13 protein-coding genes are annotated in these 13,311 nt (G+C 60.1%); 11 read left to right on the top strand and 2 right to left on the bottom strand.

Annotated elements, in window-relative coordinates; genetic code table 11:
* Nucleotide 1: 1 nt before the first annotated feature.
* Together Q2K57_RS03445 and argE are read right to left on the bottom strand one after the other, a co-directional pair.
* Complete coding sequence (locus Q2K57_RS03445) at nt 2-751, bottom strand: glutamine amidotransferase (RefSeq protein ID WP_112054091.1); 750 nt, start codon at nt 749-751, stop codon at nt 2-4.
* A 41-nt stretch (nt 752-792) separates the two neighbouring features.
* Entirely contained in the window at nt 793-1,947 is a 1,155-nt protein-coding gene (gene argE / locus Q2K57_RS03440) for an acetylornithine deacetylase (RefSeq protein ID WP_112054092.1), read from the bottom strand.
* A 190-nt stretch (nt 1,948-2,137) separates the two neighbouring features.
* On the opposite strand from argE, the gene Q2K57_RS03435 reads away from it, so the two are divergent.
* The 11 genes from Q2K57_RS03435 to Q2K57_RS03385 all read left to right on the top strand — a co-directional run bounded on the left by Q2K57_RS03435 (nt 2,138) and on the right by Q2K57_RS03385 (nt 13,262).
* Nucleotides 2,138-3,163, top strand: a complete 1,026-nt coding sequence (locus tag Q2K57_RS03435; RefSeq protein ID WP_112054093.1) for a TRAP transporter substrate-binding protein — start codon at nt 2,138-2,140, stop codon at nt 3,161-3,163.
* 236 nt (nt 3,164-3,399) lie between these two features.
* Complete coding sequence (locus tag Q2K57_RS03430; protein WP_112054094.1) at nt 3,400-3,948, top strand: TRAP transporter small permease subunit; 549 nt, start codon at nt 3,400-3,402, stop codon at nt 3,946-3,948.
* On the top strand, nt 3,938-5,260 hold the full coding sequence (locus Q2K57_RS03425; RefSeq protein ID WP_112054095.1) for a TRAP transporter large permease subunit: 1,323 nt from the start codon (nt 3,938-3,940) through the stop codon (nt 5,258-5,260). The genes Q2K57_RS03430 and Q2K57_RS03425 overlap by 11 nt, the downstream gene beginning before the upstream one ends.
* A gap of 9 nt (nt 5,261-5,269) precedes the next feature.
* Nucleotides 5,270-5,695 carry a universal stress protein gene (locus Q2K57_RS03420; protein WP_112054096.1) on the top strand — a complete coding sequence of 142 codons (426 nt, stop codon included), beginning with the start codon at nt 5,270-5,272 and terminating at the stop codon, nt 5,693-5,695.
* A 179-nt stretch (nt 5,696-5,874) separates the two neighbouring features.
* Nucleotides 5,875-6,564 carry a VIT family protein gene (locus tag Q2K57_RS03415; RefSeq protein WP_112054097.1) on the top strand — a complete coding sequence of 230 codons (690 nt, stop codon included), beginning with the start codon at nt 5,875-5,877 and terminating at the stop codon, nt 6,562-6,564.
* A gap of 248 nt (nt 6,565-6,812) precedes the next feature.
* On the top strand, nt 6,813-8,165 hold the full coding sequence (locus Q2K57_RS03410) for an N-6 DNA methylase (RefSeq protein WP_304526131.1): 1,353 nt from the start codon (nt 6,813-6,815) through the stop codon (nt 8,163-8,165).
* Nucleotides 8,162-8,284 carry a hypothetical protein gene (locus Q2K57_RS03405; RefSeq protein WP_304526130.1) on the top strand — a complete coding sequence of 41 codons (123 nt, stop codon included), beginning with the start codon at nt 8,162-8,164 and terminating at the stop codon, nt 8,282-8,284. The genes Q2K57_RS03410 and Q2K57_RS03405 overlap by 4 nt, the downstream gene beginning before the upstream one ends.
* On the top strand, nt 8,281-9,462 hold the full coding sequence (locus tag Q2K57_RS03400; protein ID WP_112054099.1) for a restriction endonuclease subunit S: 1,182 nt from the start codon (nt 8,281-8,283) through the stop codon (nt 9,460-9,462). Before Q2K57_RS03405 ends, Q2K57_RS03400 begins: the two co-directional genes overlap by 4 nt.
* A complete protein-coding gene (gene rhuM, locus Q2K57_RS03395; protein WP_112054100.1) occupies nt 9,459-10,466 on the top strand; it encodes a RhuM family protein in 1,008 nt (335 codons plus the stop codon). Before Q2K57_RS03400 ends, rhuM begins: the two co-directional genes overlap by 4 nt.
* A 118-nt stretch (nt 10,467-10,584) precedes the next feature.
* Nucleotides 10,585-12,990 (top strand): EcoAI/FtnUII family type I restriction enzme subunit R, encoded by a 2,406-nt coding sequence (gene hsdR / locus Q2K57_RS03390; RefSeq protein ID WP_112054101.1) that lies wholly within the window; start codon nt 10,585-10,587, stop codon nt 12,988-12,990.
* Between the two features lie 113 nt (nt 12,991-13,103).
* On the top strand, nt 13,104-13,262 hold the full coding sequence (locus Q2K57_RS03385) for a hypothetical protein (protein ID WP_181463034.1): 159 nt from the start codon (nt 13,104-13,106) through the stop codon (nt 13,260-13,262).
* The last annotated feature ends 49 nt before the right edge of the window (nt 13,263-13,311 follow it).

Raw genomic sequence — 13,311 nt, 5'->3', positions numbered from 1 at the left:
ACTAGCGACTATCCGCTGGAGATTTCTCTAGCAGGGCGATGAAGTGCTCGAGCAGGTCGTTGGCCTCGGGTGTCGCGTGGATGCCCTCGCACAGGGCCTCGACGTTCTGGCCGGCTTCACCCAGCCCCTCGCGCTGGTGCTCGAGGTAGTCACGCATCACCGGTGAGGTGAATTCCGGGTGGAACTGCACGCTCCACTGGCGCGGCCCCAGGCGCAGCGCCTGATAGGGATCGTGGGCATTGCACGCCAGCACCACCGCACCTGCTGGTGGCGTGAGCACCGATTGGGCATGCGTCAGGTGAGCCGGGAACCTGTTGGGCAGGGCGCCGAGCAGGGCATCCGCCTGACCGGCCTCGGTGAGTGCGACCTCGAAGGTGCCGACCTCTCGGCCGTCCGGGTGATAGCCGCTTTTACCGCCCAGCGCCTCGGCCAGCAACTGATGCCCGTAGCAGACCCCAAGTATTGGCAGGTCGCGTTCGCAGGCCTCGTGCAGCCAGGGCTTCAGCGCCTCGCTCCAGGGCTCGCCGTCGCTGACCATGGCGTGTGATCCGGTAATTAGCACCCCATCGAACTCTGCATGCTCAGGCGGCAGCGTATCTCTTTGCGCATCCTCTCTCGCATCCCAAACGGTCAGCTCATGGTCGGGCAGGCGGGCCTGGAACAGCGCCTCGAAGTCGCCATGCTTGGCGACAACGTCGGGGAAGCTGTCCCCGGTCTTGATCAGCAGCAGTCGTGGCGTGTGACTTTTCATACAGTGGTCTCGCTCATACAGAAGGCTCGTCCAATGGAAGCTCAGTCCTGGTGCATTGCCGTGCCCAGCGCCTGCATGAACTGGTCGCAGGCCGCGAGCTGATCACGTTCGACATACTCATCGGGCTGGTGGGCCTGGCCGATGCTGCCCGGCCCGCAGATCACCGTGGGCAGTCCCACCCCCTGGAACTGGCCGGCCTCGGTGGTGTAGGCGACCGCTTCATTAGGCTTGTCACCCAGCAGTGTCTTGCACAGCGCCACCGCCTCGGCATTGTCGCGATCGGCAAGCGCCGGCACGGTCTGAGTAATGTGCTCGGTGACGATGCCGGTACCCGGCGAGCGAACCTGCATCTCAGCCTCGAGTTCCCGGGCGTAGGCATCGAAGCGCGCATAGAGCGCCTCGAAGCTGTCACTTGGCAGATGGCGAATCTCCCAGTCGAAGTGACAGTCGCGGGCCTTGATGTTGATCGCCGTGCCGCCCTGGATACGGCCCACATGCAGGCTCGAATGCGCCACGTTGAAGGCCTCATCGATGCGCCCCTCGGCCTTGAGCTCCTCCATGATGTCCTCGATGCGGGTGACCAGCCGCGCGGCGACGTGGATCGCCGAGACGCCCTGATACACCTGGCTCGAGTGGGCCGCCTGGCCGGTGACAGTGGTGCGCAGATTGGTGATGCCCTTGTGGGCCACTACCGGCGCCATCAGCGTCGGCTCACCGACGATCACTGCCGCCGGGCGAGGCTCGTCGGCCATCAGCCGTTCGATCAGCCGCGGCGCGCCCAGGCAGCCGATTTCTTCATCGTAAGACAACGCGAGATAGATCGGCCGTTCGAGGGTCTGCTCGACCCAGTGCGGCACCTGGGCCAACGCGCAGGCAATAAAGCCCTTCATGTCACAGGTGCCGCGGCCATAGAGGCGACCATCGTCGCCGTCGCGCAGCGTGAACGGATCACTCGTCCAGGGCTGACCATCGACCGGTACCACATCGGTGTGCCCGGATAGCACCACCCCGCCCTCGACCGCCGGGCCGATGCGTGCCAGCAGGTTGGCCTTGCTGCCATCGTCGTTTTCAATCCGCTGGTAGGGCACGCCGTACTCGTCGAGATAGGATTCGATGAAGCGAATCAGCTCAAGGTTGGAATCGCGTGAGACGGTGGCAAAGCCCACCAGCGTCTCGAGCAGGGCGGTGGCGGTCATGATCTGACTCCTGAGAAAGGGGCGGACCAAAGTCTATCATGGGGCTGCATACTGATGAGGTGGTCGCACAATTGGAGTGTTCTTAATTTTGAACGCTGAGCGTTGAACGAAGGATTTGCGATCTATTGCTTGCTTATCCTACTATCATCGGCTTGGGCCCTACTCCATTTGTTCTTAGAAGGATAATAATATGTTGAATAAATTCAGCAGTCTGAAGAAAAACCTTTCCACATCGGCGCTGGGGTTGGGACTGGCACTCAGCGTCGTGGCCACTGACGTGGCGGCAGCGGATTACAACTGGCGTTTCAGCAACCTTTATAGCCGAGGCACCGCCTTTGGCGAGCTGTACGAAAATCTGGGCAAGAACATCGAGGAGCTCTCTGATGGCCGCATCAAGGTCCAGGTCCTCTATTCAGGCGAAGGGGTTGGAACCAGCGGGCTGCTGGGTGCCGTCAAATCTGGCCTGATCACCATGGGCGCTCCGTTCCAGTCGATGCACGCGGGTGAGCTGCCGGCGGGTGTCGTCGAGATCGGCCTGCCTGGTGGCACCGCCGATACCGATGAGCTCTACAGCCTTTTTCACGAAAAGGGATGGGGAGACGTCCTGGAAGAGGCGTATGGCTCCCAGGGACTGGTATGGCTCGAGCCGTACATCCAGCCGCCGGTCTACATCCTGACCAAGGAACCGATCGAGTCGGTGGAAGATTTCGAGGGTCTCAAGATCCGCGCCCCCGGCGCTTACGGCAAGTTCCTGCGTAACCTGGGGGCCTCGCCGGTTTCGCTGGCCTGGAGCGAGATTTACACCAGCCTGGCCACTGGCGTCATCGACGGTTCTATCGGTAGCAACATGATCGACCACCGCGACGGTAACCATGTTGAAGTCGCCAAATACATGTACCCCTTGCCGCTGGCCGGCGCTCAGGTGCTGCCGATCGTCGTCAACCGCAGTGCGTGGAACAAGCTGCCCGATGATCTCAAGGACGCCGTGCGCAAGGCCACCGAGATCCATGCTGAAGAGCAGTTGACCATGTCCAAGCAGTGGGAAAGCGAGGCGGTGGCAGAAATGGAAGCCAATGGGCTGAAGTGGAGCCCGGAGCCGAGCGAAGCTGACAAGGAGGCTTGGGCCGAAGCCGCTGCGACGCTGCGTGAAGAGTACGCTCAGCAGGACAAGTACAGCGAGCGGTTGATCGAAATCCTGAATGAGACCGGTTATTGATGATATGGCAGGCACATCGCCCGCCGTATCATCGCTCTTGAAAACGGGCAGAACGTTAAGACGCTCCCATGTTTTCAATTGTCAGTATCGGTCTTGTAGCCAATCGAGAGGCACTGCAGCACCTCATCGAGATTGGCATATATCTTGGCTTGCTGATTCTCAGCGGTGAGTAAGTCAAGAGAAGGCGGAAAGCACATGGTGCTTTCCGCCTTTTACATGATTTCAGGAGATCCCTTATGTTCCTCACCCTGCTGAGGGGGCTCTGCCACGGTATTGATCTTATCGTCATGCTGACCGGCAAAGCAGCTTCCTACCTAATGCCGGTACTGGCCGGTATCGTCGTCTTCGAAGTGTTCGCCCGTTATGTGCTCGGTAGTCCCACGATCTGGGCCTACGACCTGTCACTGTTTCTGTTTGGCTACATCACGGCGCTGGGCGGTGCTTATGCCCAGCAGAAACGAGCACACATCAATGTCGACATCCTCTATCTGAAGGTCTCGCCCAAGGCCAAGAGCGTCTTCAACCTCCTTGGTTACGCCCTGGCCATCTTCTTCCTGGCCATCATCATCAAAGTGAGCATGGGTAAGTTTTTCGAGGCCATCGAGTTCGACTATCGCCGCCAGAGCGAGTGGGCACCGCCCATGTATCACTTCTGGGTAATGATGGTCATCGCCTGTGCGCTATTCATTGCGCAATTTGTGCGAGACGCGCTGAACGACATTTTTTACCTGGCGACGGGTACCCCGCTGCTAAAACAAAAAGAGGGGGTCCATCATGGACATTGAACTGCTGACTGGGGTGCTGTTGCTGTGCATCCTGATCTTCTTCGCGCTGGGGGCCGCCGTGGGCCTTGCGCTGGGCGGTATCGCCATGGCCATTGGTTACATGACCTGGGGCGAGGGCATCTTCAACGTGATTCCCACCACCCTGGAATCGACCTTCTTCAGCTTTATCCTCCTGGCCATCCCGCTCTATATCTACATGGGGCAGCTGCTGACCAAGTCTGGGATCGGCGATGCCATGTTCAACGCCAGCCAGCTGTTGATCGGCAAGGTACGCGGTTCCCTGGCCATCAGCGTTATCGGGGTGTGCTCGATGATCGGTGCCATGGTCGGCATCATCGGTGCCGGCATCATGACCTCCGGCAGCATTGCGCTGCGCCCCATGCTGGACCGCGGGTATAACCGGCGCCTGGCGCTGGGCGTCATCATGGCGGGTGGCGGTCTGGGTATCCTGATTCCCCCCAGCATCCCCATGATCATGTTTGCCGCGGCGACTCAGAACTCGGTCGGGCGCATGTTCCTGGGCGCCATGATGCCGGCCTTGTTGACGATCGTGCTTCTGATTACCTATGTGGTTGTCAGCTGCTGGCTTAACCCGTCCCGCGCGCCCAAGGACGATGAGCATGACGACGCACCGGATCGCACACCTCGGCAGACATTCGTCATTCTTCGCGATGGCCTTTCCGCGCTGTTGCTGATCTTCGTCGTGCTGGGCAGCATCATCTCCGGCATTGCCACGCCGACCGAGTCGGGGGCTATCGGCGTCTTCGGTGCCATTCTGCTGGCGATTCTCTACAAGCGCTTCCGGCCGGCCATGTTTCAGTCTGCCGGTCTCCAGACCGCCACCCTGGTCAGCGTGGCCATGTGGATCATCTTCGGCGCCTCGGTGTTCAGCAATTTCCATCTGCTGATGGGGGTGCAGAGCATGGTGGCCGATCTCGCTGCAAGCCTGGACCTGCCGCCTATCATGATCATTATCCTGTTTCAGGTGATCATGCTGCTGCTGGGCTTCATTATTGACGAGTTCATCATCGTGCTGATGTGTGCGCCGCTGTTTACGCCCATCGCCGTATCCATGGGCTATGACCCCATCTGGTTCGGTGTACTGATGATTCTCAATATATTGATCGCTGTGCAGACGCCGCCCTATGGGTTCGCCTTGTTCTACCTGAAAGGCATTGCGCCACCTGATGTCGGGATGGGAGAGATCTACCGGTCAGTCACGCCCTTTGTGGCCGTGAACTTAGTGGTACTGATCCTGTGCATGGTCTTCCCGGAAATCGTGCTATGGCTACCTAATAAAGTCATGGGTTGAGGTGACACTATGTTCAATCACATCTTGATTCCCGTCGATCTCGTTCATCAAGAGCAGCTCGCTAGGCTAAAGGAGTCCGCCCGTTTGTTGATCGATGGTGCGGGCAGCATCACCTTGCTTTATGTGGACCCGATCACGGTCCACAAGGAAGCGCTGATGACTCAGTTGGGGGAAGACCAATACGCTGAGCATCAACGGGAGGCCGAGGCCCAGCTGCAGAGCCTGTCCGAGTCGCTGCAGCTGGAGAACGTCGCCATGAATGTCGTTACCCGAGAAGGCAGCGCTCATGATCAGATTCTCGAGTACGCCTCGGAGATCAGTGCCGACGCCATTCTGATGATGGCCAGCCGTCCTGGGCTCACCGACTACTTCATTGGTTCCACAGCCGAACGGGTGGTGCGACATGCCGATTGCTCGGTCTTCGTGATTCGCTAAGTCGTTAACCTCGTCGGAAAGCGGCCGTCAGATGTTTCTGGCGGCCGTTTTTTTTGTGCCGACAATCGAGACGCCATGGCCAGCAATGGATAGTCTTCGGCTGTGTCACAATTGCTATACGGCACCTAGCGCTGCCTGATATGTTTAGCTGGAAAACGACACTCCACGAGGAAGGCTGCATGCAGCACACCGAACGACATAGAACGCACCGCATTGGTTGGCTTCGCGCGGCTGTGCTCGGCGCGAATGACGGCATTGTCTCCACGGCGAGCCTGGTGTTGGGCGTGGCGGCATCGGGGGCGACGACGCAGACGATTCTGGTGGCGGGTGTGGCCGGCCTTGTCGCCGGTGCCATGTCGATGGCGGCCGGCGAGTACGTGTCGGTCAGCTCTCAATCCGATACCGAAAGCGCGGACCTGGCGCGGGAGAAACAAGAGCTCGCCGACAACCCCAGGCAAGAGCACGCGGAACTGAAAGCCATCTATGTCGAACGTGGTCTCGATGAGCAACTGGCCGGCCAGGTCGCAACGCAACTGATGGAACACGACTCGCTTGGCGCCCATGCGCGAGATGAGCTCGGCATATCGGACACCTTGGCCGCCAAGCCAGTGCAAGCCGCTTTCGCGTCGGCGGCCACCTTTGCGGTGGGTGCGGCAATGCCGCTATTGATGGTCGCGTTACTGCCGGCTGCCACGCTCATGTGGGGGCTGTCCGGCAGCTCGCTGGTTTTCCTGGCGCTATTGGGTCTGTTGGCTGCTCGGGCGGGTGGTGCCCCGATCGTTACTTCGGTGGTGCGCGTCGCCTTTTGGGGCGCCTTGGCGATGGGGTTAACCGCCGGGGTAGGGGCGCTCTTTGGTGTGGCGGCGTGATTGGGAAATCGCATGGACCGTGACGCCTACCGACGTGAGCCGTCGAAACTAAAACTCCACCGCCGCTTATTTTAAGTTCGGATGGAAAATAAAATAAGGTGCCTAGCGGGGCACGGATGAGCCGCCCTCGGCGATTGGCGCCCTGAGACGCTGCAGCGTAGCATTGCCGCCAAGATTCTCCTGCGGCTGCCGACACTACGTCCGGCGGCCGTCTGCATGACACCCTTTGATAAGGACCTGCGAACCCCATGTTCGAGCAGACCTTCAAGAACATCGACGATGTGCTGTGGAAAGAAGCCGGCTGCGCCACCGAGCTGGACTACACCGAACAGACCTCCTGGTTGCTGTTCCTCAAGTACCTGGACGACCTCGAGCAGCGCCGGGCCGTCAACGCCACTCTTTCCGGCAAGCCCTTCGACTTCATCATCGACACAGCCTATCAATGGTCGACCTGGGCGGCGCCCCGCAAGCGCGATGGCACCCTGGACCATGACAGAGCCCTGACCGGCGATGACCTGCTCGACTTCGTCAATCGCGAGCTCTTCCCCTACCTGCAGGGCTTTCGCGAGCGCGCCAGCGGCCCCGATACCATCGAGTACAAGATCGGCGAGATCTTCGGCGAGGTGCGCAACAAGTTCCAGAGTGGCTACAGCCTGCGCGATGCCCTGGAGCTGGTGGACAGCCTTCAGTTCCGCTCCCAGGCCGAGAAGCACGAGCTCTCGCACCTCTATGAAGCCAAGATCAAGAACATGGGCAACGCCGGGCGCAACGGCGGCGAGTACTACACCCCGCGCCCGCTGATCCGCGCCATGATCCGGGTGATCGATCCCAGGATCGGCGAGCGCCTCTACGACGGCGCGGCCGGGTCGGCGGGCTTTCTCTGCGAGGCCCACGAATACCTGCGCTACGGCTTCGGCAGCGACGAGCCGCGAAGGCTCACCACCGAGCAGCTCGACACCCTGCAGAACCGCACCTTCTCCGGCAAGGAGAAGAAGAGCCTGCCCTATGTAATCGGCATCATGAACATGATCCTGCATGGCATCGAGGCGCCCAACCTGGTGCACACCAACACCCTGACCGAGAACCTCGCCGACCTGCAGGAGAAGGACCGTTTCGACGTGATCCTCGCCAACCCGCCCTTCGGCGGCAAGGAGCGCAAGGAGGTCCAGCAGAACTTCCCGATCAAGACCGGCGAGACGGCCTTCCTCTTCCTGCAGCACTTCATCAAGCGCTTGAAGGCCGGCGGCCGCGCCGCGGTGGTGATCAAGAACACCTTCCTCTCGAATGCCGACAACGCCTCGAAGGCGCTGCGCCAGGAGCTCTTGGAGAGCTGCAACCTGCACACCGTGCTCGACTGCCCCGGCGGCACCTTCCTCGGCGCCGGCGTGAAGACGGTGGTGCTGTTCTTCGAGAAGGGCGCCCCGACCCGCGATATCTGGTACTACCAGCTCGACCCCGGCCCAGCCTGGGCAAGACCAATCCGCTCAACGACGATGATCTCGCCGAGTTCGTCGACCTGCAGGCCAGCTTCGCCGACTCCGACAACTCCTGGAAGGTCAGCGTCGATGATCTGGACCGCGAGACCTTCGATCTGTCGGTGAAGAACCCCAACAAGGCAGAAGAAGCCCCGCTGCGCGACCCCGAGGTGATCATCAACGAGATCGAGACGCTAGACCGCGAGGCCGAGGAGATCCTGGAAGGGATTCGGGGGATGTTATGAATGAGGAGTGGACAAGGAAAAGCCTGGGTGAAGTCTGCGAAATTCTGGATAGCAGGCGTAAGCCAATCACCAAGAGAAACAGAGTCGCGGGCCCTTACCCGTACTACGGTGCTACAGGAGTTCTGGATTATGTAGATGGATATATCTTCGATGAGCTATTAGTGCTTATTGGAGAAGATGGCGCAAAGTGGGGCGCAGGCGATAATACGGCCTATGCCGTAGAAGGAAAGTGCTGGGTGAATAATCACGCTCACGTGATCCGTCCCAATCGAAATGTGATGCTTGATTCATGGGTTATTTATTATCTTAACACGACGGATTTAGCTCCTTTCATTTCCGGATTAACGGTACCAAAACTAAATCAGGGAAGGCTGCGTGAGATTCCGATCCCAATTCCGCCTCTCCCCGAACAAGAACGCATCGTCGCCATCCTCAATGAAGCCTTCACCGGGATCGATACGGTCGTTGCTAATACCGAAAAAAACCTCGCTAACGCCCGCGAGTTGTTCGATGAGTTCGTGGTTTCTTCTTTGAAAGATAATAGTCGTGAGTGGACTACATTGGGCGAACTATCTGAGAGGATGGAGTACGGATCTTCCTCGAAATCTGCAGGCGATGGATTGGTTCCCGTGCTACGCATGGGAAATATCGCAAGGGGAAGATTTTCCTGGTCTGACCTCAAATACTCTAGTAACCCTAGCGAGATTGAAAAGTATAAACTTGATTGCAATGATGTGCTTTTCAATCGGACAAATAGTCCAGAGTTGGTCGGAAAGACTGCAATTTATAAAGGAGAAAAAGAGGCAATATTTGCCGGCTACTTGATTCGAATTCACAGGAATAAGGCGTTGTTAGACCCTGATTTTCTCTGTTACTTCTTGAATAGCTCGCTTGCAATGAACTATGGGCGTTCAGTAATGAGCAGTAGCGTAAATCAAGCCAATATCAATGCTACGAAGCTTAAATCTTACCCCATGCCGGCACTCTCTATTGACGAACAGCAAAGCCTGGTTGAAATTTTCGAAGAGTTTTCTTCTGAAACCCAACGACTTGAGGTCATCTACCAGCAAAAACTCACCGCCCTGGCCGAGCTCAAGCAGTCCCTGCTGCAGAAGGCCTTCTCCGGCGAGCTGACGGCCAATGTGGCCGAAGCGTCGGTGGAGGAGGCGACGGCATGAGTACCGAGAGCCAGGCCCCCATCGTCATCTACCAGGGGGCCGACCAGGCGGTCGAGGTGCGGCTGGATGCCGAGCATGAGACGGTCTGGCTCACGCAGGCACAGATGGCCGAACTGTTCGACGTCAAGCCTCAGAACATCACCATGCACCTGAAGAACGTTTACGCGGATGGCGAACTGGTGGAGGAGGCAACCTGTAAGGATTTCTTACAAGTTCGGCAGGAGGGGCAGCGAGAGGTTAAACGCAAGCGCAAACACTACAGCCTGGATGCGGTGATCTCGGTCGGATACCGGGTCAGCTCCACACGGGCGACCCGCTTCCGGATATGGGCGACGCGCACCCTGCGCGAGCACCTGACACAGGGCTGGACGCTGAACCGCCAGCGCTTCGAGGAGAACGCCCGCGAGCTGGAGGCCGCCATGGCGCTGGTGCGCAAGACGGCCGGCAGCCCGGCGCTGGATGCGGCAAGCGGCCGTGGCCTCGTCGATATCGTCACCCGCTATGCCCAGACCTTCCTGCTGCTGCAACGCTATGACGAGGGCCTACTGACCGAGCCCCATGCTCAGGCTGGCGGCCGACTGCCGACGATTGAGGAAGCCCGCTCGGCGGTCACCACGCTCAAGGCCGAGCTGATCGCTAAGGGTGAGGCCACCGACCTGTTCGCCCGGGAGCGCGGCGACGGCCTCGAGGCGCTGCTCGGCAACCTCGACCAGACGGTCTTCGGCGAGCCGGCCTACCCCTCTGTGGAGGCCAAGGCGGCGCACCTCCTTTACTTCGTGGTCAAGAACCACCCCTTCGCCGACGGCAACAAGCGCAGTGCGGCCTATCTGTTCGTGGACTTCCTCTACCGTAATGATCGCCTGCTCGATGCTCACGGCGAGGTAGTGGTCAACGACGTGGGCCTCGCCGCCCTGACGCTGTTGATCGCCGAGTCCGACCCGGCCAACAAGGCGACCATGGTCCGGCTGGTCATGAACATGCTGGCCAGCCCTGTAGAAGACTGAAGGGATGGCTCGTTGGGAAAGGCCAAAGCTGGCTTCGCCCGCCAGAAACCCATATGTTGTGAAGGGTTACGGAGCTGGAAGGCTCCCGATCGTGCACCGACCGGACAAGGATTGACCGATGAATGAAGCCGATACCCGCGCCGAGCTGATCGACCCCGCCCTCAAGGAAGCCGGCTGGGGCAGGGTAGCAGGCAGCCGGGTACGGCGTGAGGTGATCACCCTGGGGCGACTGCAGGGCGGCGGGCAGCGCACCCGCGGCGACATCGCCGATTACGTGCTCTTCTACCAGGGCCAGAAGCTGGCGGTGATCGAGGCCAAGAAGCGTGATCTTCCCGTCACCGAGGGCCTGGCTCAGGCCAAGCGCTACGCCGAGCGGCTGCAAACACGCTTCGCCTATGCCACCAACGGGGTGGGCCTCTACCGTGTCGACCTGCACACCGGCGAGGAAGGCCCGGTAGCCGGCTATCCCACGCCGGAGGCGCTGTGGGCCGAGACTTTCCCCGAGCCCAATCCCTGGCGCGAACGCTTCGGCGAGGTGGCCTTCCACGACAACGGCAGCCAGTGGCAGGCGCGTTACTACCAGCATAACGCCATCAACCAGGCGCTGGAGGCCATCGCCGCCGGCCGTCGCCGCGTGTTGCTGACCCTGGCCACCGGCACCGGCAAGACGGCCATTGCCTTCCAGCTCGCCTGGAAGCTGTTCCACAGCCGCTGGAACCTGGCGGCCTGGCAGGGCGACGACGGTACTCGCCGTCGGCCGCGCATTTTATTCCTCGCCGACCGCAATATCCTCGCCGACCAGGCCTACAACAGCTTCTCCGCCTTTCCTGAGGACGCCCTGGTGCGCATCGCGCCCGATGCGATCCGCAAGCAGGGCAGGGTGCCCAAGAACGGTAACCTCTTCTTCACCATCTTCCAGACCTTCATGAGCGGTTGCGACGCGGTAGGTAACCCAGCCCCCAGCTTCGGTGACTACCCGCCGGACTTCTTCGATCTGATCATCATCGATGAATGCCACCGCGGCGGTGCCAACGACGAGAGCAGCTGGCGGGCCATCCTCGAGTACTTTGCCCCGGCGGTGCAGCTGGGCCTGACCGCCACGCCCAAGCGCACCACCAATACCGACACCTACGCCTACTTCGGCGAGCCGGCCTACGTCTACTCGCTGAAGGAGGGCATCAACGACGGCTTCCTGACGCCGTTCAAGGTACGCCAGATCGCCACCACCCTGGACGACTATGTCTATACGCCCGACGACGCGGTGGTTCAGGGAGAAGTCGAGCAGGGCCGGCGCTATACCGAAGCCGACTTCAACCGTCTCATCAAGATCAGGGAACGAGAGCAGTACCGGGTGCAGGTGTTCATGGAGATGATCGACCCGCGCGAGAAGACGCTGGTGTTCTGCGCCAACCAGGAGCACGCCCTGGCGGTGCGCGATCTGATCAACCAGATGAAGACGAGCCCCGATCCCAACTACTGCGTGCGGGTGACGGCCGATGACGGCGCCGAGGGCGAGCGGTTCCTGCGCCGCTTCCAGGACAACGAGAAGACCATTCCCACCATCCTGACCACCTCGCAGAAACTTTCCACCGGCGTAGACGCCCGCAACATCCGCAACATCGTGCTGATGCGCCCGGTGAACTCGATGATCGAGTTCAAGCAGATCATCGGCCGCGGCACGCGACTGTTCGATGGCAAGGACTACTTCACCATTCTCGATTTCGTGCGTGCCTACGAGCACTTCAGCGACCCGGAGTGGGACGGCGAGCCCGTCGCTCCCGAGCCGTGTTCCCGTTGCGGTGAGATCCCCTGTGTGTGCGAGGTGACCCCGCCCGAGCCTTGCGAACAATGCGGCAAACGCCCCTGCACCTGCGAAAAGGAGTCGCCGGAGCCTTGCGCGGTGTGCGGCGAGATGCCCTGCCAGTGCGAGGGAGGAGGGCAACAGGTGCTGGTGATCGAACTCGCGCCGGGCAAGGTGCGTCAGCTGCAGCACATGAGCGCGACCACCTTCTGGAGCCCGGACGGCAAGCCGATGTCCGCTGCCGACTTCATCCGTCAGCTCTACGGTGACCTGCCGGCACTCTTCCATGATGAGGAGACCCTACGCGAACTCTGGAGCCGACCGGATACCCGCCAGGGCCTACTAGATAGCTTGGCCGAAAAGGGCTACGGCGCCGAGCAGCTCAAGGATATTGGCCGCCTGGTAAACGCCGAAAACAGCGATCTTTTCGACGTGCTGGCCTACATCGCCTTCGCACTGCCGCCGCTCAGCCGCGAGCAGCGGGTGGCTACCCACCGCGAAAGGCTCTTCTCCGACTACGACTACCGCCAGCGCGAGTTTCTGAACTTCGTCATAGACCACTATATTCAGGACGGCGTTGGTGAGCTTGCCCAAGACAAGCTGCCTCAACTGATCGAACTCAAATACCAGACCCCGACGGATGCTATCGCCGAACTCGGCAGCGTCGAGAATATTCGCGAGGCCTTCATCGGGTTTCAGGCGAGGCTTTATGAGCCTGCATAGTATTAAGAGTTAGTCGTATAGAGGGTTAGTCGTATAGAGGGTTAGTCGTATTGCGGGTTAGCCGATGGCCGCGTCGACGAGCTTTTCGCTTTTGCCGATCAGGCGAACATCAGATGAAGAATGCCCTGGCCCGCGTCAACAAGCTGACTCAGTCGATCCTCGCCAAGGCCTTCCGTGGTGAGTTGACCGCCGACTGGCGCGCCGCTAGTCCCGAGTTGATCAGCGGTGAACATTCCGCCGAGGCGCTGCTGGGGCGCATCAAGGCCGAGTAATGAACAACTGAAGCGGGCAACAATACGGTGCAGCACCGCCATACTCGCA

Origin of the sequence: Halomonas sp. I5-271120 (assembly GCF_030553075.1) — a bacterium.
GTDB classification, from domain to species: domain Bacteria; phylum Pseudomonadota; class Gammaproteobacteria; order Pseudomonadales; family Halomonadaceae; genus Onishia; species Onishia taeanensis_A.
Note: the sequence above shows the minus strand (reverse complement) of the source record. Positions and strands in the feature narration are given on the sequence as shown.